The following is a 22,788-nucleotide window of genomic DNA, read 5'->3' as shown; positions in this document are numbered from 1 at the left end:
GTGCTGGTAAAAGCTATTTGTTTTTTGCAACATTCCTATGGCATAAAATAATCACCGTTAATAATTGTTGATTTGACGTTTATTTTTTCTTATTTTGGCAAAACCAAATAGGTTAGACCAAATTGTAACGCACCAATGAACAAAAGGATACTAGCAGCTTTGCTGTTCTCAGCCATTTCTCTTAACGCACTGTCCCAGCAGGACAAAGCCATTTACATCCATACAGATCAATCCATTGCACCTATCCAAACCACCATGTGGGGTGTTTTTTTTGAAGATATCAATTTTGGAGCAGATGGTGGTATTTATGCCGAATTGGTTAAAAACAGGTCGTTTGAATTTGCCAAACCTTTAATGGGCTGGAGTATAAAGGGGAAGAAAATAAAAGAAGGCGACCTCTTGATCTTGAATAGGCAAGGAAGCCCTTCCAATCCGAGGTTTTTAAGGTTGAATGTGCAAGGAGCCGCAAAGGGAGATGCGGGTATTAGCAACGAAGGTTTTAGAGGGATTGGCGTGAAAAAAGACCTGAGGTATGATTTTTCGTTGATGTACAGACAACATCGTGGCAATGTGTTACTGCATGTGGAGCTGGTTGATGAAAAAAATGCCGTCATTGGTTCTGCTCAATTAAAGTTAGGTAGTGTTGATGCGAACTGGCATCAACAGGAAGTTAGTTTGGTGTCGACAGCTACTGTGGAAAAAGCAAAACTAAATATCTGGTTTGAAGGAAATGGTCTGGTTGATTTCGATATGATTTCCTTATTCCCTAGCGATACATGGAAAGGCAGAAAAGGTGGCTTAAGGGGCGATATGGTACAAATGTTAGCAGACATGAAGCCAGGATTTATTCGTTTTCCTGGGGGATGTATTGTGGAAGGCATGGATTTGGCCAACCGCTACCAATGGAAAAAAACAATTGGTCCCATTGAGAATAGACAACTCATTATGAACCGCTGGAATGTCGAATTTGGGCATCGACCAGCACCTGACTACTTCCAGACATTTGGACTCGGTTTTTTCGAATATTTCCAGCTAGCGGAAGATTTAGGCGCACAAGCTTTACCCATCTTGAATTGTGGAATAGCCTGCCAATACAATACGGCCGAACTGGTTCCATTGGAAGATTTGGGACCTTATATTCAAGATGCGCTAGACTTAATTGAATTTGCCAATGGCGATGAAAATAGCAAATGGGGAAAAATGAGAGCCAGCATGGGCCATGCCAAACCTTTCCACTTAAAATATTTGGGCGTGGGAAATGAGAATTGGGGACCGCAATATATTGAGCGTGCCAAGCTTTTTCAACAAAAAATCAAAGACAAGCATCCAGAAATTAAGCTTATTTTCAGCTCGGGAACAGATCCAGATAGCGAAAGGTTCCACTATTTAAATAATGAATTGCGTGCCATGAAAGCCGATATCATTGATGAACATTATTACCGTTCGCCAGATTGGTTCCTGAAAAACGCCTCACGTTACGATAGTTATGATAGAAAGGGAGCCAAGGTTTTTGCTGGAGAGTTTGCGGCGCATAACCATAACAAAATTACTGGAAGCGATAAAAATACTTGGCAAGCAGCCATTGCCGAAGCCGCTTTTATGACGGGCTTAGAAAGAAATGCGGAGGTAGTGAATATGGCCTCGTATGCGCCATTATTTGCACATAGTGAAGGTTGGCAATGGGCACCCGATCTGATATGGGTAAACAATCTTAATGTGTATGGCACCCCAAATTACTACGTGCAGAAACTGTTTTCGACCAACAGAGGAACCCATGTGCTAGGAATGACGAAGGAAGCCAAAGCAATTCGTGGCGTAGATGGTTTGTATGCCTCTTCAGTAATTGATACCGTCAAAAAAGAGATCATCATCAAAATCGTAAATACGGAGAAAACAGCAATCAACCAAACCATTGTTCTTGATGGTAAAAAGAAGGTTTCTGTAGGAACCATTAACACTATGGCTGGCGATCCTGAGGGGAAAAACTCTTTTGAACAAGCCAAAAATTTCAGTCCTAAAGAACAAAATATCTCAGTGAAAAAGCAGCAGTTGGTTTTGAATTTATCTCCAAATTCATTGAATGTGCTTAAGTTAAAATATAGATAAATAAAGATTTTAAGAGGAATATGAATCACAAAGGTGTAATTAAAGGTTTTCTTTTCGTGCTTGCTGTTTGCGGTATTTGCAGTTCAACGGGCTTTGCCCAGAAAAAGAAAAGTGGCGGAAATTCAGCCTATTTGTTTACTTATTTTACAGGCAACACAGGGAATGAGGAAGCCATTAGATTTGCGATAAGCAAAGATGGTTATACTTATACTGCATTAAATGGAAACGAACCCGTAATCAGTTCTGCTAAAATCAGTTCTACCGGAGGAGTAAGAGATCCGCATATTTTACGTGGTGCCGATGGAAAAACCTTTTACATGGTGGTAACGGACATGGTTTCGGCCAAAGGTTGGAGTTCCAATAGGGCCATGGTTTTGTTAAAATCAACAGACTTGATCAATTGGAGTTCTAGCATTGTAAATATTCAGAAACGTTTTGCCAATCAAGAAAACCTATTGCGAGTTTGGGCGCCACAAACCATTTACGATCCACAAGCAGGCAGGTACATGGTTTACTGGTCTATGAAACACGGTGAGGATCCCGATAAGATTTACTACGCTTATGCCAATAAGGATTTTACCGATCTGGAAAGTGAGCCTAAGCAATTGTTTTTCAGTCCAAGCAATGGCGCCTGTATAGACGGGGACATCATCTATCATAAAGGAAAATACCATCTTTTCTTCAAGACTGAAGGACAAGGAAATGGCATTAAACAAGCCGTTTCTGATCGTTTAACCGAGGGGTATGTGCAGCAAGACAAATACTTGCAACAAACCACTGATGCCGTAGAGGGTGCCGCTGTTTTTAAGCTCAACAATAGTGATGATTTCATCCTGATGTATGATGTGTACATGAAAGGAAAATACCAGTTTACCAAAAGCAAGGATCTGGAGAATTTTAAAGTGGTGGATGAAGCTGTTGCCATGGATTTCCATCCTAGGCATGGTACCGTGTTGCCCATCAATGAAAGGGAGCTACAGCGTTTGTTAGCCAAGTGGTACCAGCCAATTCAAGTGTTAAGCACGGCAAAAGCAGAGGTGATTAAGAAGTACAACATCGTAGTAGATACCCTTAAAAAGACCGTTTTTCTACCCTTAAAAGATGGGGCTAACCTTAAGGCTATAGATCCCCTTTTCCAGCAAATTCCGTATGTGAACATTGCTCCAAAGGCACCTTATGATTTTAGCAAAGGTTCGGTAAAACTGATCATCAACATTGCTGGTCAAAAACCGCAAGTGTATATGGTTAGTGCCAGTGTAAACCATAATCCGGTATTGAATGGTTACTATGCTGATCCAGAAATATTGTATTCCAATAAGACTAAAAAATATCATTTGTATCCAACAAGTGATGGTTATACCAGTTGGAGCGGCACCAGTTTCAAGAGTTTTTCTTCTGCCGATTTAGTGAACTGGAAAGATGAAGGAACTTTACTCGACTTGCCCAAAGACGTGAGCTGGGCTAAACGAAATGCTTGGGCACCAGCCATGGCAGAACGTAAGATCAATGGTGAGTACAAATACTTCTATTATTTTACGGCTGCCCAAAAAATAGGGGTGGCCGTTTCCGATAGTCCCACAGGGCCATTTAAGGATAGTGGTAAAGCACTGATTGCAAAAAGACCAGCTGGTGTAAAAGGTGGACAGGAAATAGATCCAGATGTGTTTGTTGATCCTCAAACACAAAAAGCCTATTTGTATTGGGGGAATGGCTACATGGCTGGTGCTGTTTTAAATGACGACATGATTTCTATCGACACCAATTCTATCAAAGTGATGACACCCGATGCCACATTCAGAGAAGGGACGGAAGTGTTTTATAGAAATGGTAAATATTACTTCCTATGGTCTGAAGACGATACCCGTAGCGAAAATTACCGAGTGAGGTATGGTTATTCCGATTCGCCAATGGGTAAAATAACGGTACCTGAAAATAACCTGATTTTAGCTAAAGATGCAGCAAATGGCATATTTGGGACCGGGCACAACAGCGTGATCCAAATTCCGGGTAAAGACGAATGGTACATTGTATATCATCGTTTTACGAGGCCAAAAGGGATCACTATGGGGAATGCTGCGGGATACAATCGTGAGGTATGTATTGATAAAATGGAATTTAATAGTGATGGCAGTATCAAGAAAGTGGTACCCACGGTAGCAGGTATTCAAAAGTTGAAATAAACCTAAACACACCAATAATTGATATAGAGATGAAGAAATATGCTTTTCTAACCTTAAGCCTTTTGATATTGGCAATAAGCTTATCTGCACAGTTGCCTAAAAAGGAAGAGGTGTTGGCCATTATTAACAAGGCCAATAACTACTGGCAAGCCAACAACAAGGCAGAAGTAAGGTCTTTTTGGGACCATGCCGCTTATCATACCGGAAATATGGAAGCTTATGATATCACTAAAAATGAAGCCTTCCTTCAATATTCAGAAAAGTGGGCCATTCACAACAAATGGATGGGAGCCAAATCATCTGACAAAAGTAAATGGAAATATAGCTATGGCGAAAGCGATGACTATGTGTTGTTTGGCGATTATCAAATCTGCTTTCAAACCTATATCGATTTGTACCATCTCCAGCCCGATGAACAAAAAATAGCAAGGGCAAAGGAAGTGATGGAGTACCAAATGAGCACGCCAAATAAAGACTATTGGTGGTGGGTAGATGGTTTGTACATGGTGATGCCTGTAATGACCAAAATGTATAAACTCACAGGCAACCAACAATATTTGGATAAGCTGTATGAGTATTTTACCTATGCCAACAGCATTATGTACGATAAAGAAACGGGACTGTATTATCGTGATGCGAAATACATTTACCCTAAGCATAAATCTACAAATGGCGGAAAAGATTTTTGGGCCCGTGGCGATGGATGGGTTTTTGCAGGATTAGCGAAAGTATTGAAGGACTTGCCCCAAAAAGATGCCCACAGAAAAGAGTACATCGATAAATACAAAAAACTGGCTAAAGCCATCATCAAAAGTCAGCAAGAAGAAGGTTATTGGACCAGAAGCATGTTAGATCCACAACATGCACCAGGCAAAGAAACCAGTGGTACTGCCTTTTTTACCTACGGTTTATTATGGGGCATCAATAATGGATACCTTAAAGAAAAAACTTATTTGCCTGCGGCTTTAAAAGCTTGGAATTATTTAGCCAAAACGGCATTGCAGGAAAATGGTCAGGTGGGTTATGTACAGCCTATTGGCGAAAAAGCTATTCCTGGACAAATTGTAAACGCCAATTCCACGGCAAATTTTGGCGTAGGTGCCTTTTTATTGGCCAATAGCGAAATGTATAGATTGTTAATACACAAAAAATAGCCAAATAACATGAGAATTTTACTGAACAAAACGACACTTGCTTTATTGGTGTTGGCACTGATTTGCGGCACTGCGACCGCACAAAAGAAAACTAACGCCAAGAAGACTATTGCGTTAACGGACCGGCAGATCTGGTTGCGTGAAATGGACAAAATGGTAAAACCGGTAATCTATAGCCTCGCTAAAGATAGCCTGCGTATTGTAATGCCAAAGCTGACCTCCGTTCGTATTGATAATAAAGAGCATCGGATTAAAGTGCAATATGTAGAGGTACTGGGAAGGGTTTTGAGTGGAATTGCTCCTTGGTTGCAACTGGAAGGTGGGGCGGCTGAAGAAGTTGCGCTGCGTAAACAATACCGTAAATGGGTATTAGAGGGGCTAAAAAACTCCCTTGATTCTAATGCGAAAGATTTTATGGACTATGACATCGGCGGACAGCAGTTGGTAGATGCATCGTACGTGGCCTATGCTTTTGTACGTGCACCTTGGCTTTGGGAAAATCTGGATAAAAAAAGTCAGGCTTTACTGGTAAAATCAATTCAAACGACAAGAAGATTTAAGCCCGTTTTTTCTAATTGGTTGTTGTTCTCTGCAATGAACGAAGCTTTCTTGGCAAAATTTGGTTACGATTGGGATGTAATGCGTGTAGACTATGCTTTGCAGCAGATGGAACAATGGTACGTAGGCGATGGGCTGTATAAGGACGGGACGTCGTTTGCCTTTGACTATTATAACAGCTATGTGATCCATCCATACTTGGCCGCTATTGCCGATATTATAAGAACAAAAACCAATTCCTATAACAGCATGTTCGAAAAGATCAAAAAGCGTAACGAACGCTATGCCATTATACAGGAAAGACTGATCAATTCAGATGGAACGTATCCAGCTACTGGGCGTTCGATTGTTTACAGAGGCGCTGCATTCCACCATTTGGCCGATATGGCCTGGAGAAAAGCCTTGCCAAAACAGTTAAGTCCAGAACAGGTCCGTTGTGCACTGACTGCTGTAATAGGAAAAACATTGGAAAGCCCTACTACATATAAGAATGGCTGGTTAACTTTTGGATTGTATGGCGAACAGCCTAATTTGGGTGATTTTTACAACAACCAAGGTAGTCCTTATATCTGTACGAATATCTTTTTACCATTGGGGCTGCCTGATAGTGATCCTTTCTGGGCTAATCCTCCTGCAAAATGGAGCGCACAGAAAATATGGGGCGGCGAGGATTTTCCAAACGATCATAGTGCTGATTTAAGATGATGTGGACGATGAGTAAATTGACTTTATGTTTGGTTGGACTCATGTTGGTCACTTCAATACAGGTAGGTGCCCAGACAAAGGCTATCCTAACAATAGAGCCTGAAGGTAGCACTATCATCAGTAGGCATATTTATGGGCATTTTGCCGAGCATTTAGGCCGAAGTATCTACGATGGTTTTTGGATAGATAAGGATCTGCCGGTAAAAAAACAGGGAAGGATCAGATTGGATATTGTTGAGGCCCTAAAAAAGATCCGTATTCCAAACTTAAGGTGGCCTGGAGGATGCTTTGCAGATGAGTACCACTGGAGAGACGGCATTGGACCAGCGAAAAATAGGCCCAAAATGGTCAATACCAATTGGGGAGGTGTAATAGAAGACAATAGTTTTGGAACGCATGAATTTTTAGAGCTTTGCAAGTTGCTCAACTGTGAACCTTACATTTCTGCAAATGTAGGTAGTGGTACGCCCGACGAGATGAGCAAATGGGTAGAGTACCTCAATTTTGATGGCTTAAGTCCAATGACTGAGCTGCGTAAGAAAAATGGTAATGCCCAACCTTATCATGTGAGCTTTTGGGGTGTTGGTAACGAAAGTTGGGGCTGTGGAGGTAATATGACAGCCGAATATTACAGTAACGAATATCGTAGATATGCCACCTTTGCCAAAGACTATGGCAGTGCAAAACTTAAAAAAATTGCTGCGGGAGCAAGTGATTTCGATTACCATTGGACAGAAACCTTGATGAAAAATGTAGGCAATCGTATGTGGGGCTTGTCTCTACATTACTACACTATTCCAACGGGGAACTGGGGCAAAAAAGGTTCGGCAACGGGCTTCAGCGAGCAGGAATACTTCAATACCATGGAGCGCGCCCTAAGAATGGATGAATTGATTACCAAGCATTCTGCAATTATGGATAGGTATGACCCCAAAAAGAACGTGGCTTTGGTGGTTGATGAATGGGGAATTTGGACCGATGTGGAAGAGGGCACAAACCCGGGCTTTTTATATCAACAAAATAGCCTAAGGGATGCCCTGATTGCTGCCAGTACACTTAACATCTTCCATAAACATGCCGACAGGGTAAAGATGGCAAATTTGGCACAGACGGTAAATGTTCTACAGGCGCTCATCTTAACCGATAAAGAAAAAATGCTGCTCACGCCTACTTATTATGTTTTTGATATGTATAAAGTTCATCATGATGCCAAGCTCTTGCCCATTAAATTCATAACGCCAGATTATCAACTTAATGGTAGGAAAATTCCTGCAATTAATGTTTCGGCCTCTAAAGACGTAAATGGAGTTGTCCATATTTCATTGGTAAACCTCGATGCAGGAAATGAAATTTCGGTAACGGCAGATTTGGGCGATCTGAAATGGAATAGCGTTGCTGGAGAAATTTTAACCTCGGCCAATGTTACAGATGTCAATACATTTGAAAGGCCATACCAGATCCAATTGTCAAAATTTGATCAGGCCAATAAAGATGGTAATCGCTTAAATGTAAAATTGCCACCACATAGTATCGTCACCTTAACCTTGAACTAATGGATTGGAAGTTAAACTCCTTCTTTGCTTTTGTCATCTGTCTTGGGCTTACAGCTTCGGGCCAGGAACCTGTTCTGCAAACCATTGCCACAAACGGTTGGGCAAAGAATTCGGTAAATACAGTAGTTTTTAGAAAAAATGCTTTAACAACTTTTAAAAACATACAATATGCGGCCTATTATGATGAAGAACAATATGTGGTTTTGGCCAAGCGAAAGCTCGATCAGGAGCATTGGGAAATATGGAGAAGCCAATATAAGGGAGACGCTACCGATGCCCATAAGTCTATTAGTATTATGGTTGATGGAGCAGGCTTCTTACATCTGGCCTGGGGACAACATAATAATGAGCTGAATTATGCTAAGGCCTTAACTAGCGGAAGCTTGGTCATGGGTGGAAAAGATCAGATGACAGGGATCAAAGAAAATCGTGTCAGTTATCCGGAGTTTTATAAGATGGCTAATGGAAATCTTTTGTTTTTTTACCGTGATGGGGGATCGGGGAATGGCAACCTGGTAATTAACCGCTATGATATTGGTGCCAAAAAATGGACAAGGATACAAGATAATCTAATTGATGGGCAAGGTGAGAGAAATGCATATGTACAGACAACAATAGATAAAAGGGGGACCATTCATATCTCTTGGGTATGGCGGGAAAGTCCCGATGTGGCCAGCAATCACGATCTGTGTTATGCGAGATCATTGGACGGAGGCGTTACTTGGCAAAAATCTACGGGAGAGAACTATCAACTTCCCATAAATGCGGCCAATGCCGAATATGCAGTTAGAATTCCTCAAAATAGCGAATTGATTAACCAGACTTCTATGTATGCAGATGAAAAAGGAAAACCTTTCATTGCAACTTATTGGAGAAATCGGGGAGAAACTGTTCCGCAGTATCATGTGGTATATCATACCGGTCGGCAGTGGAAGATAGCCAACCTGGGATTTAGAACAACTCCGTTTACCTTAACTGGCGGTGGAACGAAAAAGATTCCGATATCAAGACCTCAATTGATTACATGGAGAAGAGAAAATCGGATCCATACCGCATTAATTTTTAGGGATATAGAACGGGGAAATAGAGTTACGGTAGCTGTAAGTAATGATTTGGAAAATAACAAGTGGGCGTGCCGAGACCTCACGGAAAATGGCGTTGGCGAATGGGAACCAAGCTTTGATAGTGAACTGTGGTCTATGAGAAGGATATTTGCCCTATTTGTTCAAAAAGTGATCCAGGTTGATGCCGAGGGAAAGGCAGATCAACCGCCAACCGCAGTACAAGTATTAATCTGGAAACCTTAAAAAATTAATTCGGCCAGTTGTAAAGCGCCTACTATCAGCAGCTACGTCCATAATGTTACAGTTTTATTTACAATTGATTTGGAAATTAACGATTTCATGTATACTTTTAATAAACGTCAATAATACGATTATTTTTTGTGCCTTTAGGCATTCATATGTACATCGTCAGACATAACTAAATATAAAACACCTTTTTATACATCATGAACTTTAAAAAAATATTATCCCAAATTTTTATGGCATTGTTTTTCTCGATGCCTGTATGGGCACAGAACAACGATTGGGAAAATCCAAGTTTGGTAAATGTTGGGATGGAAAAGCCACACGTTGCCTTTATGCTTTTCGATAATCAGAAAGATGCCATTGCAGATGACTTTTCTCGGTCTAAAGACTTTAAATCCTTAAATGGCAGCTGGAAATTCAATTATGTAGACCAATATAAAGATAGACCTACCGATTTTTTAAATCCAGCGTTCAATGATTCGGGCTGGGCAAACCTAACGGTGCCTTCAAATTGGGAACTGAATGGTTTTGGTATTCCGATCTATACCAATATCGCCTATCCTCACCCCAAGACACCTCCCTTTATTGGCCCTAATAATCCCGTGGGGACTTATAGAAAATCATTTACCATTCCGCAGAACTGGGATCAGCAAGAAGTGGTTTTACATTTTGGCTCGATTTCGGGAGCTGCCTTCGTTTATTTAAATGGTAAAAAGGTAGGACTGAGCAAAGCTTCCAAAACCCCAAGCGAGTTTAATGTAACTAAATACCTGAAAAAGGGCGAAAATCAGTTAACCGTTCAGGTTTTCCGTTGGCACGACGGTAGTTATCTGGAAGATCAGGATTTTTGGCGATTAAGTGGGATAGAAAGAGATGTTTATCTGTATGCTTTACCTAAGCTGGCAATTTGGGATTTCTTTTTAAAAGGAGACCTTGATCAGAAATATACCAATGGACTATTCAGCGCGGCAATAGATCTACGTAAGTTTACCGGTAATAACGTTAAGAAGGGAAGTGTTTCTGTTTTATTATTGGACAAACAAGGCAAAACCATCTATAACAACACACAGCATTTTACTGTAAATTCGGATAGTATACAGACCCTAAATTTTAGTACTACGGTTAAGAATCCATTGAAATGGAATGCAGAAAGTCCCAATCTTTATGATTGCGTAATTAGTCTGAAAGATGCTGAAGGTAAGGTGCTGGGTATTACATCATCTAAACTAGGTTTTCGTAAAGTAGAGATCAAAAATGCAAGGTTATTAGTCAATGGAATGGCCATTTCAGTGCATGGTGTAAACCGTCATGAACATGATGATGTGACTGGACATACCACGACCAAAGAACTGATGTTGAAAGACATTAGGTTAATGAAAGAATTGAATATTAATGCGGTAAGGCTTTCCCATTATCCCAATGATCCGCTTTGGTACAAATTATGTGATCAGTACGGATTATATCTTGTAGATGAAGCTAATATCGAAACCCATGGTATGGGCGCAGAATTCCAAGCTTGGTTTGATAAGAGTAAACACCCTGCCTATTTGCCAGAATGGGCCCCTGCACAAGTCGATCGTACTGTACGTATGGTAGAACGGGATAAGAACCATGCTTCGATCATTATCTGGTCACTGGGTAATGAATGTGGTAACGGTCCAGTTTTCCACGACAACTATAAATGGATTAAAAACCGAGACAATACCCGACCTGTACAGTTTGAGCAGGCAGGCGAAGATTGGAACACAGATATTGTAGCTCCAATGTATCCTAGCATTGGTAACATGAAAAAATATGCAGCAGATACGACCAAAAAACGACCATATATCATGTGTGAATATTCACATGCTATGGGTAATAGTAATGGCAATTTCAGAACATACTTTGAAATTATGCGCAACAGCAAAAATATGCAGGGCGGCTTTATTTGGGATTGGGTAGACCAGGGTATCAAAACAAAAGATTTAAATGGTAAGACATTTTGGGCATATGGTGGAGATCTGGGTGGTTTTTATTGGCAAAATGATGAAAATGGCGTAGCCGATGGAATCATCAGTTCAGATAGGACACCAGATCCGGGGGCTTACGAGGTAAAGCAGGTTTACCAGACCATTATTGTTACCCCGAAGGATATGGCCAAAGGATTGTTTCAGGTAAAGAACATATTTGATTTTACCAATCTGAAGGATTATAACTTTAAATGGGAATTATTTAAAAATGGCGAGAAAGTAAATGAAGGAACTTTTGCTGTAGAGCTTGCTCCGCACCAAACAAAAGATATACAGTTGAACCTACCGAAATATAAAACCGAGGCAGGTACAGAATTTTATCTTAATATCTATGCCACAACTAAAAAGGAAAGCCCGATGCTTGCAGCTGGCTTTGAAGTAGCGAGAGCGCAATTTTATTATGCCGGAGATTATTTTGCCAAAGAGGCAGGTACCGATCAAAAATTGATGGTTAATCAAGATAATAATAAAATCAGTTTCACCTCGGGTAAGGTAAAAGGTGAGTTTGATATTAAAGCGGGTAGGTTTACGGCATATGGTAATGGAGAACAAAGGTTTACGAATTTCTTAGAGCCTTACTTTTGGAGGGCACCTACAGATAACGATTTTGGGAATGATATGCCAGCTAAATTGGGCGTTTGGCGTTCTGCGCATTTAAATAGGCAGTTAAAAGATGTTAAGGTGGGCGTACAGAATGCGCAGGGTTTGAAGATTGATGTGATCTGGTTGCTTGCCAATATCAATGTACCTTATCAGGTCAGCTATCTGGTACAAAATGACGGGGCAATCAAGGTAACAGGTAGCATGGATTTTTCTGGAACACAGTTACCCGAATTACCGAGGTTTGGGATGCGGACTACCTTGTCAAATGCCTATTCTGATCTGGTTTATTATGGTAGGGGACCACATGAAAATTACATTGACCGTAACGAAGGTGCTTTCTTGGGAATATATAAAGATAAGGTGGAAAACCAGTATTATAAGGGCTATATCCGTCCACAGGAAAGCGGAAATAAAACCGATGTACGTTGGTTGACCTTGACCAATAGCCAAGGGCGAGGCATAAAAATAGAAGGTGCACAACCTTTAGGCTTCAGTGCCATAAACCACAGCACAGAGGATCTAGACCCGGGACTGACTAAGAAACAGCAACATCCTACCGACTTGCCACCGAGAAACCAGGTGTTCCTAAATATAGATCTTAAACAGCGTGGTGTTGGAGGAGATGATAGCTGGGGTGCACTGCCGCACCGTGAATACCGATTGCTGGATCAGAAATATAGTTACAGTTATACCATTAGTTTGGTAGGGGAGTAAATAAACTAAAAAGCATAGCAGGATTAAAAAATGGCATTTTGGCCAAAAAAAATATTAATATAGGTTATAATGATGAAGTATTCATTTACAGTTATAGGTAGCATAGCTTTATTACTCTTTTGTGGTTTAAACGTCGGTGCTCAACAAGAGTTTGCCAAAGACGGCTATAAGCTGGTTTGGTCTGATGAATTTAATAATGACGGAAAGTTAGATACAACAAAGTGGAGATTTGAGCGAGGTTTTGTCCGTAATCAAGAGTTGCAATGGTACCAGGAAGATAATGCTTGGTGCGAAAATGGGGTGTTGGTTATAGAAGCAAGAAAAGAACTAAAGCATAATCCTAGATATAGCGAAGGAAGCACCCATTGGGCTTCGTCCCGAAAAAATATCGAGTATACCTCTTCAAGTATCAATACTGCTGGAAAGCACAGCTGGCAATATGGCCGTTTTGTAATGCGTGGCAAAATTGATGTGAGTAGTGGCCTATGGCCCGCTTGGTGGACTTTGGGAGTTGCCGGAGACTGGCCTTCCAATGGAGAGATTGACATTATGGAATACTATAGCAACAAGCTATTGGCCAATATTGCAGTCGGTACCGATCAACGATACAAGGCCCATTGGTTCAGTAACACCAAAGACATTGTGAAGCTTGGCGGAAAAGAATGGGCCGCTAAGTTTCATGTTTGGAGGATGGACTGGGATGAAAATGCAATTGCACTATATGTAGACGATATCTTGTTGAATAAAGTGGAAATGAGCAGCTTAAATAATAGGGATAAGGTGGGCTTAAATCCCTTTAAACAACCACACTATATGTTGCTGAACTTGGCAATGGGGGGTATGAATGGAGGTGAATTGGGCAGTACCATTTTCCCCAATCGCTTTGAGGTAGATTATGTAAGGGTTTATCAACGTGTGACAAACCGTTAATCAGGTTACTGATGCACATAATTTACTGGCCCAAAGTAATATCGTACCTTTCTAATTGATAAAGAGGGAAGGGAAATGGAGTTGGTTTTGAGGTATAATCATGCATCAAAACCAACTTTTATCTTTTGGGCTAAAGCAGATCATTTTACAGCTACCTTGCTCGCTTTTGGCTTACGAACAAACCTCCTTCGTCTAAACAGTATAGCGGGGTTTCCTCTAATAATAGCTAGAAATCGTTCTTGAAAATAAAAGTTTCGATTTAGTTTAGGTTTGTTTAGCCGTTAGCCCCAATGTTTGTTGGATATAGATAATATTAAATGTAGTTAAGCTATATTTAAATCATAAAACTTCATATATACGTTTATTAAAAAAAAACTGAAAGCTATTGCAAGGTGTGATTGCACTTAGATTAAATTAACCCGAGTTCGGCTTAAGAGATAGCCTGGTTTTGAGAGCGTTAGGCCGATAAGTACATGCTTTAAAATAAGCCTGTTACAATACACTAAAATTTCGTATTTTCATTCATATTTCAAGGTGACTTTACGCTACGATGCACTAACTAACAATGCAAGTAAATCTGGTCCATTCTTGAGAGAATGTTATATTTTGATTATAAACGCTTAGATGGTATGGACTTTAATTTTGAAATTTTAATTCGTTTGCTGTTGGCCATTCTTTGGGGAGGTTTGGTGGGGGCTGAACGAGAATATAGGGGCAAGGCTGCAGGATTTAGGACTACGATACTCATCTCATTCGGCTCTTGCTTCTTTACGTTAATGTCTGACGTGATCGGTTCACCTGATAATCCCGATCGTATTGCATCGAACATTGTAACCGGAATTGGATTTTTAGGAGCTGGTGTAATCTTTAGGGGGGATAACCGTATCAATGGCATAACCACTGCTGCGAGCATATGGGCAGTAGCAGCTGTTGGAATGGGAATTGGAGGAGGATATTATTTTGCAGCCGGGTGTGCAAGTGTACTGATCCTCTTTGTACTTGCCGTACTTTCCTTTTTAGAAAGGAGAATTGACCTGTTCAATCAAACTAAAATCTTCAAGGTAAAAGGAAAGTTAAACGATGATGTATTGAAACGTTGTGAAAAAATAATGAACAAATATCAGTTGAGGGTAAAATTGCTGAAGCGCATCCGAGAAGCAGATCATGTTTATATTACCTGGCAGCTCCAGGGTAGATCTGAACACCTGGAAGCTTTTATCGACTCTGTAATGCAAGCCGAATTTATTGATCGGATAGAATACTAGGTTTCAATAAAAACGTTTATTCTCTAATTGTTACCGTATAATAAAGGCTCTTGGCCAACAGTTCCTTTTGGTACTTAAAAGTTAAACCATATACATAAATGCGAAAAAAAGAAAAATACAAGGAATTTTGGGTAACATTTAAGAAGCCAGGGGTTCTTCTTTTTATCTTGGGTGGAATAGCTATAATATTCATGACCTTCTTAACGGAGAATAATGCGCTTGAGATTGTAATATCTGGCCTTGCCTCAATATTTATAGGTATAGGCGTTAATAATTTTTCTTCCTTTTAAACACATTTAGCTGATGAAAGGCAGCTCAAAAATAAGATTAAACATTCGCTAAAAGTGATGCAGATTACCAGATCGAGAATTAATATGATCCATAACGAACTTGGAGGCCATAATTTTCGGCAAATGAAGGATGAATTGGCAGAACTTGAGCAGATCATCAGTCTTAGCATTTCGCTTATTAGTGATGAGGAGAAGTTAGATTGAAAACTATACTGTAGCATTGGATAGCTTTAATCAGATAAGTCTTTTTATTTAAAATGTAAAAAATAGTTTCGTATAAAATAGGATAGTTAAATGCCCTGCCATGGCACCTAAAATGAGTAATTTTGGGTTATATGCCAAATTTTATCAGATTTTAAACCTCTTCAATCAATTTTTAAACCTTTCATTTCTGGGCTCTATTTATGTTTGTGTTAGCTACGCTAGGTTTGTATGGCTATTTCTTGCATGCAGGAAAAGTTTTACGGATAAGTGGGCACTAACTAAATATAAATGTTAAACCAAAGGCTAAACAGGCACGCTCCTGTTGAGGCTAAAAACTAACCAAGTTATGAAAGGAGTTATACTTCAGACAATTTTGCTGTTGCTGTTCTGCGCTCAGGTAAGAGGTCAAACGCGAACAATTACGGGCAGGGTTGTGGATGCGGGTAAAGAAGCGATTGCCGGAGTTACCGTTACCGTTAAGGGCACAAAAATACAAGTGCAGACAGACGCTGATGGCAAATTTAAAATTAACATTCCCACCAAAGGCAACTCTACAATCGCGGCCAGCTATTTGGGCTTCAGGACCGTGGAAATGGGAATTACCAATCAAAACGATATAAACATCACCTTGTATGAAGACGAGGCATCTATGCTGAAAGAGGTTCAGGTGGTTAATATTGGCTATGCATCCGTCTCAAAAGATGCCGTTACCGGTTCCGTTTCTTCCGTCAGTGCGAAAGACCTGAAAGATTTTCCAGTGGCCACCGCTGCCGAGGCATTGGCCGGAAAATTGGCTGGGGTATCGGTAATTACTTCTGAAGGTAAGCCAGGCGCCGAAATACAGGTAAGGGTAAGGGCCGGAGGATCTATTACCCAAGACAACTCGCCCTTGTATATTGTAGATGGAGTACAGATTGAAAATGCCCTTTCGGTAATATCCCCTCAGGAAATACAGTCTATAGATGTACTAAAGGATGTGGCTTCTACTGCTATTTATGGTGCTAGGGGCGCCAATGGGGTAGTTTTAATTACGACAAAAACAGGTAAAAATGCACGAACCTTGGTCTCGCTAAATATTTTTGGCGGCGTACGCAGTATAACCAATGAGCTGGAGGTATTAAAGCCTTACGATTTTGTAATGTATCAATATCAATTGTATAACAACAATACCGATCAACAAACTAAAGATGCTTTCGCCAGGACCTATGGCACATTTGATGATCTTGATATTTACAAGAACATTGCTTTTAGCGATTGGCAAGATCGTGTATTTGGTCGTAATGCTTGGTCGCATACTGAAAATTTAACCATTACGGGAGGTACCAAGACTTCCAATTATAATTTAAATATCAATAATTATAACGAAGATGGTATCATGCTCAATTCGGGAGCTGGCAGAACCTATGTGTCGTTTCGTTTTGATAATACCGCTTCAGATAAATTTCGTTTTGGATTTAATGCCCGATACAGTCGCCAGAAGGTTTGGGGAGCGGGTACATCAAATTCAGGTTCCCAAAGTAATAACAGCTTAAGGAATGCGGTACGTTATCGTCCATATGACGAACCAGGGCAGCTTACCTTTGTGGATGAATTTGATCCTGACTATGCCAATCAGACCAATCTGATCAATCCTGTGTTGGGTGCATATTCGGTAACCAAAAATGATTATAACAATCAATTGATTACCAGTGCCTATGCGCAGTATAATATTATTAAAGGTTTAACACTAAGAACCCTAGTGGGGATTAATAATACAGAGCGAAGAAATGATCAGTATAATAGTGCCGTAACAGGGGTGGCCCGCCAAAACGGAAACCTACCTGTGGTTACCATATCTAATGGTTCAGTTTTAACATTGACCAATACCAACACCTTGGCTTATGACTTTAAGATCAATAAATCCCATAGCTTCAATTTTTTGCTAGGGCAGGAGATTAACCAAAGTAAGGGCCGTACCTTTGCAAATACCACGAAATGGCTTCCTGCAGATTTAACTCCAGAACAAGCGCTTGCAGGTATACAAAAAGCTACCCCGCCCAATGGCGGAGTGCAAGATGCGCCAACTACTTCCGAATCGGCCAACAGGTTGTTTTCTTTATTTGGCCGTGCTTCTTACAACTACAAAGATCGCTATTTGGCTTCCTTCATCATCAGGAATGACGCCTCCTCTTTATTTGCACCGCAAAATAGAAATGCACTATTCCCTTCTGGACAATTGGCCTGGAGAATAAGTCGCGAGGATTTCTTTAAAAAGCTTGATTTCAAATGGTTAAACGACTTAAAAGTTAGAGCGAGTTATGGTGCCGGTGGAAATAACAGAATTGGTGTTGATTTATGGAAAACACTTTATTTAGGCGGGAGTAATTATGGCTATGCAGTAGGCGAAGCCGTATCGCCAGGTTTTGCCCCCAATGCCTTGTCCAATCCAGATATCAAATGGGAAACAACAGTTTCCAGAAACCTTGGATTGGATCTTGCCTTCTTCAAAAACCGTTTAAATGCCACAATCGATGTATATAGCAACCATACAAAAGATTTATTGCTTTCAGCGAGGGTGCCTTCTTCTACCGGTTGGGATAACCAGCAACAGAATATAGGAAAAACCTCTAACAAGGGCATCGAAGTGCAGTTAAGTGGTATAGCTGCAGAAAGCAAGAATTTTAGTTATAACATAAGCGCAAACGTAGCTTTCAACAAAAACCGCATCGTAAGTTTGGGGGTAGATCAATTTGGCATGCCATTTAGCTCTTATCCTGCTTCTTCGGGAGGCATTAATGGAGCCGATTTTCTGGTGCAGGTAGGTTCGCCTGTGGGCCAGTATTTTGGGTATGTAAGTGATGGCCGTTATGAAATTCAGGATTTCGATGTGACCTATAATGCTACTGCAAATACCTATACTTATAAACTGAAAGCAGGTGTACCTAACGCCAGGGCTGTAGCTTTAGGAGGTAAAGACCCACAACCGGGAGATATGAAGCTGAAAAAACTGTCCAATACCCCAGGCGATGACATTACAGAAGCCGACAAAACCGTTTTAGGTAATGCTTTTCCAAATTTCGCAGGAGGTATTAACCAACAGTTTCGCTATAAGAATTTCGATTTGAGTGTTTTCATGAACTTCTCTGTTGGAAACGAAACCTATAATGCCAATAAAACCGAGTTTACCGGACAATATCTTTATAAGGACAACAACATGTTGAGCGATGTGAAGAACAGGTGGAGGTGGTTTGATGACAATGGGAAGAAGGTAACCGAACCAGGGCAATTGACCGAGATGAATAAAAACACGAACTTTTGGACACCTGCTGCCGGACAGTATATCCTTACTTCTTATGCTATAGAAGATGGTTCTTTCCTTCGTATAAGTAACGTTACTTTAGGTTATTCTTTACCTCAAAGCTTTTTAAGTCGTACAAAAGTGTTTTCGAAATTTCGGATATACGCAACGGTAAACAATTTATACACTTTTACTAAATATACAGGTTATGACCCAGAGGCGAATACGCGCCGTAGTAATCCACTTACACCAGGTGTAGATTATGCGGCATATCCGAGAAGCCGTTATATGTTAGCGGGTTTGGAAGTCAGTTTTTAATCTCTACTTAAGCTCATTAAAAATGAAATCGATTTATAAAATATCATTGATTCTATTACTTACTGCTGTAGGTAGTTCGTGTAAAAAATATCTGGATATCGAAAACCCATCAACGATATCACTTAAAGCTACTTTCGAAAGTACATCCAATACCAATACGGCTATTTTGGGTATCTATAATGTATTACCTGGAGATAATGGTATTACCAAAGAAGGTATGGTTTGGGCATTGTCGACCGATGAATTTAAGACCTCGGGCAGTTATAGCGCCCAAGACCGCAGAGGTATTAGTATGTATGGTGCTAATTTCGAAAATGGAGAATTGGAGGGAGGCTACAAACAACTTTACACCGGTATAGAACGTGCTAATCTTTGTATCAAAGGCATTAGCAATTCACCTTTGTATGCAGATGGGGCCACAAGCAAGGTGCTAATGGGTAAGTATTTGTCAGAAGCCTTAACGCTAAGGTCGTTGCTGTATTTTATCCTGGTAAGAAATTGGGGCAGTGTGGTTGCGCAATGGGAACCTTCTAGCGATACGCCGGTATGGGATGTGCCAGTTACGGCAGGTACGGCCATACTAGATCGTTTATTAGATGATTTGGCAACCGCCGAAAAACTAATGCCCTTGAAGAACGATCAGTTTTCTGGTGCAAAGTCAGAAGAGTTTACCAGCACAAGATGGACTAGGGGAGCTATAAAAGGTTTAAGGGCCCGTATTGCCCTATTTCGTGGTGGATATATGATGAATAAGGAAACCCATACCATGGAACGTAGCAGCGATTATAAAAAGTATTATCAGATAGCTTATAACGAATGCAAAGCCCTGCTAGATGACCGTACGTATAACAATTTAAACCCTGTTTACGAGAACATATTTAAATCGCTGCATACGGCCACTAGATTTGATGCCGAAAATGAACTCATGTTTGAAGTTGGGGCCTTTGGTGCAGGTTCAAGAACCGATACCAAATTGGGTTATTATAATGGTATACGTTTTAATACTGCATCGAGGTTTGGCCAGGGTGGTGGAGGGATGACTGCTATTGCCACCTATTTTTATGAGTTTGATCAAATAGGTGATTGCCGACGTGATGTCACGATTGGATCTTATGAAATAGATGGTAATGGCCAAAAAGTAATGAATACCTTAAATAACATGACCGATGCCAAGTTTAGGAAATCATGGACAAATATTTATGGCACCACGCAAACCCTGGCGGTAAATTGGCCAGTACTTCGGTTTGCAGATATCTTATTGATGTTTGCCGAGGCAGATAATGAACTAAATGGTGCCCCAACAATATTGGCACAAAATGCGCTGCTGGAAGTTAGGCAGCGTGCCTTTAAGGATCATTTGGATCTAATACCCGCCATTCCCACAGATTATACAGGCTTTTTTGAAGCTATAGTAAAAGAAAGGTTGTTGGAATTTGGGGGAGAGGCCATTAGAAAATATGATTTGATCCGTTGGAATTTAATGGGGGCTAAATTTGCAGAAACCCGAGTTAAATTAAGGGCGTTAATGGATGGCACAGGCGTTTATGTTAATATTCCTAAATATGTGTACAGTAAGCCTGCCGCTTATAACATTGTTTCCTCTCAGCAAGAATTTGCTACTTTAGATACTTATGGAGGTTCGCCTTCGGTTACCCTTTTTCAACCAGGACAGGGTACTTCGAGTGCGCCTACGGGTTATACGACCAAAAACTGGCGTGCCTCGATAAATGAAGAGTATATTACAGGTCCATCTACGGGTTTTGCCACTTACTTCGAATCGAACAAGAAAGAAGTATTTCCTTTCAATCAAAATATATTGTTATACAATACCAAGATCACACAAAACTTTGGCTATTAATTGATTTGCAATGAAGCTCATTGCCGCTGAAAACAAAATTCAAACAGATGAAAACGAATATCATTTTAAATAAAGGATGGCAGCTGTTATTGCTTGTAGCGTTAACTGCCCTGGTCTATGCCTGCAAAAAGAACGATCCAAACGAAGGCTTGGAAGAACCTCGTCTTTTTAAGCCATCACGCATATCCATAAAAACAACCCAATCTTCTGCAAAGATTACCTGGACGGCACCATTGCTGACCTCAAATCTGAAACTTTCGTATGCCACAGAGTTTTCACAGGATTCGACTTTTGCAACTTCTGAATTTTCACTACAGACAGATACGGCAGGTGTAACCGTTGACGATGATAAGCTTAAGGTGCGTAAAAAGTATTATGTAAGGATAAAAACTTTATCCACCAATAACCAGCCCGAATCGAATTGGTTGGTAAGCAGTTCGTTCTCCATTTCTGGCGAACAATTGTTCCTGCCCATTCGGGAATTGGAAATTAAAGAGACACAAGTTACCTTACGTTGGAAACCAACTACAGGATTAAACAAAATAACCTTAACGAGGGATGGTGGCAATACAATGGATTATACCATAAGTGGCACAGAAGGCACAACAGGTGTAAAATTGATTACCGGCCTAGACGCAGGCGTGAAATATACGGCCGAAATTTATGAAGGTGTAAAAAGTAAGGGAATATTAACCTTTAATACCTTAAGCCCAACGGTGTATGCGGTAACATTAAACCCGGGAGACGATATTGTGGCCGCTGTAAATGCTGCAGCTAACGATGCGATAATTGGTTTAAATCCGGGAACCTATAGCGCAGGAACTAGTGTTTTTACGCTATTGCAAAAATCGGTGACGTTAAAATCGACCTCGGGAAACCCCTTGGATACTAAAATTAATTTCAGGGAATTTACCTTGAGAGGTACAGGTGCGGGTATAAAGCTGGATGGTGTGGAATTAGATGGTACTCCTTCCGGATCATTATATTTCATTAACCTAACTGGTGTTCTGGCCGATGCAGAGCTGGCGTCATTTGCGCCGGTTGTTATTAATAACAGCATTGTGCATGGAGCCACCACCAGTTTTCTGCGTGCCAATAGGGGAGCAGCGGCGGGTTCTTATAAAATGGACTATATTACTGTTAACAATTCTATTGTTTACGATATTGGAAGTACCCTGGGCTATACTTTCTTCCATCTGGATAAGCTACAATTTAATGCGTTAAACATAACAAAGTCTACTTTTTATAATATTGGTAGGGCTTTGCTAACCTGTTCTACGGTCATTCCTTCAACCCCGCCAGTAGTTACGGTAGATTATTGTACTTTCAATTATTTTGGGGCCAGTACGAATTATGTGTTTATGGACGCTAATGCAAACCCGGTAAGGTTCAACATGACCAACAGCATCATTGCCAATGTGCCAAGGGTGGGTGCAACGGTAAATGCCGTAACCATACGTGCCACTGGAACAGGATCAGGTGTGGTATTTAACAATAACAATACTTTTAATTTTGTAAATACAAACGGAGGTAGTGCACTTACATTTCCTGCCACAATTACCACGCAAGCAAATAATCAAACGGTAAACTTAAACTGGGTAAGTACAACCGATAACTTTACCCTGCCGGCAACCTCGCCTTTGCGAACGGCCAGCACTGCGGGCGCACCAATTGGAGACCCACGTTGGACATATTAAAATTAAGGTGCTAACATACATATCCTACTTGTCATTCTAGGTAAAGCGAAGGCTTTG

The 22,788-nt window shown here is 40.6% G+C and carries 14 protein-coding genes; all 14 read left to right on the top strand.

Annotation, left to right across the window (positions count from 1 at the left end; all coding sequences use genetic code 11):
* Positions 1-135: 135 nt before the first annotated feature.
* Positions 136-2,106 carry an alpha-L-arabinofuranosidase C-terminal domain-containing protein gene (locus JHD79_RS11520; protein WP_199119385.1) on the top strand — a complete coding sequence of 657 codons (1,971 nt, stop codon included), beginning with the start codon at positions 136-138 and terminating at the stop codon, positions 2,104-2,106.
* A gap of 20 nt (positions 2,107-2,126) precedes the next feature.
* Entirely contained in the window at positions 2,127-4,286 is a 2,160-nt protein-coding gene (locus JHD79_RS11515; protein WP_199119384.1) for a family 43 glycosylhydrolase, read from the top strand.
* Between the two features lie 29 nt (positions 4,287-4,315).
* Entirely contained in the window at positions 4,316-5,440 is a 1,125-nt protein-coding gene (locus tag JHD79_RS11510; RefSeq protein WP_199119383.1) for a glycoside hydrolase family 88 protein, read from the top strand.
* Between the two features lie 9 nt (positions 5,441-5,449).
* On the top strand, positions 5,450-6,703 hold the full coding sequence (locus tag JHD79_RS11505; protein ID WP_199119382.1) for a DUF2264 domain-containing protein: 1,254 nt from the start codon (positions 5,450-5,452) through the stop codon (positions 6,701-6,703).
* Positions 6,704-6,711: 8 nt separating this feature from the next.
* Positions 6,712-8,256: an alpha-N-arabinofuranosidase gene (locus JHD79_RS11500; protein ID WP_199119381.1), complete on the top strand. Its 1,545-nt coding sequence runs from the start codon at positions 6,712-6,714 to the stop codon at positions 8,254-8,256.
* Positions 8,256-9,563, top strand: coding sequence for a BNR repeat-containing protein (locus JHD79_RS11495; protein ID WP_199119380.1), 1,308 nt, complete (start codon positions 8,256-8,258; stop codon positions 9,561-9,563). The genes JHD79_RS11500 and JHD79_RS11495 overlap by 1 nt, the downstream gene beginning before the upstream one ends.
* Positions 9,564-9,766: 203 nt before the next feature.
* A complete protein-coding gene (locus tag JHD79_RS11490; protein ID WP_199119379.1) occupies positions 9,767-12,892 on the top strand; it encodes a glycoside hydrolase family 2 TIM barrel-domain containing protein in 3,126 nt (1,041 codons plus the stop codon).
* 69 nt (positions 12,893-12,961) lie between these two features.
* Positions 12,962-13,822 carry a family 16 glycosylhydrolase gene (locus tag JHD79_RS11485; protein ID WP_199119378.1) on the top strand — a complete coding sequence of 287 codons (861 nt, stop codon included), beginning with the start codon at positions 12,962-12,964 and terminating at the stop codon, positions 13,820-13,822.
* A gap of 629 nt (positions 13,823-14,451) precedes the next feature.
* On the top strand, positions 14,452-15,087 hold the full coding sequence (locus JHD79_RS11480; protein WP_199119377.1) for an MgtC/SapB family protein: 636 nt from the start codon (positions 14,452-14,454) through the stop codon (positions 15,085-15,087).
* A 98-nt stretch (positions 15,088-15,185) separates the two neighbouring features.
* Positions 15,186-15,377 (top strand): hypothetical protein, encoded by a 192-nt coding sequence (locus JHD79_RS11475; protein WP_199119376.1) that lies wholly within the window; start codon positions 15,186-15,188, stop codon positions 15,375-15,377.
* Between the two features lie 57 nt (positions 15,378-15,434).
* Positions 15,435-15,581, top strand: coding sequence for a hypothetical protein (locus tag JHD79_RS11470; protein WP_199119375.1), 147 nt, complete (start codon positions 15,435-15,437; stop codon positions 15,579-15,581).
* Positions 15,582-15,927: 346 nt separating this feature from the next.
* The gene (locus tag JHD79_RS11465) at positions 15,928-19,176 is read left to right on the top strand and encodes a TonB-dependent receptor (protein WP_199119374.1); all 3,249 of its coding nucleotides are present in this window, start codon (positions 15,928-15,930) and stop codon (positions 19,174-19,176) included.
* A gap of 22 nt (positions 19,177-19,198) precedes the next feature.
* Positions 19,199-21,034: a RagB/SusD family nutrient uptake outer membrane protein gene (locus JHD79_RS11460; RefSeq protein ID WP_199119373.1), complete on the top strand. Its 1,836-nt coding sequence runs from the start codon at positions 19,199-19,201 to the stop codon at positions 21,032-21,034.
* A 47-nt stretch (positions 21,035-21,081) separates the two neighbouring features.
* On the top strand, positions 21,082-22,731 hold the full coding sequence (locus tag JHD79_RS11455) for a DUF4957 domain-containing protein (RefSeq protein WP_199119372.1): 1,650 nt from the start codon (positions 21,082-21,084) through the stop codon (positions 22,729-22,731).
* Positions 22,732-22,788: the final 57 nt, after the last annotated feature.

Source organism: Pedobacter sp. ASV28, assembly GCF_016428855.1.
Lineage (GTDB): Bacteria > Bacteroidota > Bacteroidia > Sphingobacteriales > Sphingobacteriaceae > Pedobacter.
This window is presented reverse-complemented; position numbering and strand designations above follow the sequence as displayed.

What these genes read in the sequence shown, in the direction of transcription:
- JHD79_RS11520 (WP_199119385.1), top strand. Translation starts at nt 136, where the DNA reads ATGAACAAAAGGATACTAGCAGCTTTGCTGTTCTCAGCCATTTCTCTT.
- JHD79_RS11515 (WP_199119384.1), top strand. Translation starts at nt 2,127, where the DNA reads ATGAATCACAAAGGTGTAATTAAAGGTTTTCTTTTCGTGCTTGCTGTT.
- JHD79_RS11510 (WP_199119383.1), top strand. Translation starts at nt 4,316, where the DNA reads ATGAAGAAATATGCTTTTCTAACCTTAAGCCTTTTGATATTGGCAATA.
- JHD79_RS11505 (WP_199119382.1), top strand. Translation starts at nt 5,450, where the DNA reads ATGAGAATTTTACTGAACAAAACGACACTTGCTTTATTGGTGTTGGCA.
- JHD79_RS11500 (WP_199119381.1), top strand. Translation starts at nt 6,712, where the DNA reads ATGAGTAAATTGACTTTATGTTTGGTTGGACTCATGTTGGTCACTTCA.
- JHD79_RS11495 (WP_199119380.1), top strand. Translation starts at nt 8,256, where the DNA reads ATGGATTGGAAGTTAAACTCCTTCTTTGCTTTTGTCATCTGTCTTGGG.
- JHD79_RS11490 (WP_199119379.1), top strand. Translation starts at nt 9,767, where the DNA reads ATGAACTTTAAAAAAATATTATCCCAAATTTTTATGGCATTGTTTTTC.
- JHD79_RS11485 (WP_199119378.1), top strand. Translation starts at nt 12,962, where the DNA reads ATGATGAAGTATTCATTTACAGTTATAGGTAGCATAGCTTTATTACTC.
- JHD79_RS11480 (WP_199119377.1), top strand. Translation starts at nt 14,452, where the DNA reads ATGGACTTTAATTTTGAAATTTTAATTCGTTTGCTGTTGGCCATTCTT.
- JHD79_RS11475 (WP_199119376.1), top strand. Translation starts at nt 15,186, where the DNA reads ATGCGAAAAAAAGAAAAATACAAGGAATTTTGGGTAACATTTAAGAAG.
- JHD79_RS11470 (WP_199119375.1), top strand. Translation starts at nt 15,435, where the DNA reads ATGCAGATTACCAGATCGAGAATTAATATGATCCATAACGAACTTGGA.
- JHD79_RS11465 (WP_199119374.1), top strand. Translation starts at nt 15,928, where the DNA reads ATGAAAGGAGTTATACTTCAGACAATTTTGCTGTTGCTGTTCTGCGCT.
- JHD79_RS11460 (WP_199119373.1), top strand. Translation starts at nt 19,199, where the DNA reads ATGAAATCGATTTATAAAATATCATTGATTCTATTACTTACTGCTGTA.
- JHD79_RS11455 (WP_199119372.1), top strand. Translation starts at nt 21,082, where the DNA reads ATGAAAACGAATATCATTTTAAATAAAGGATGGCAGCTGTTATTGCTT.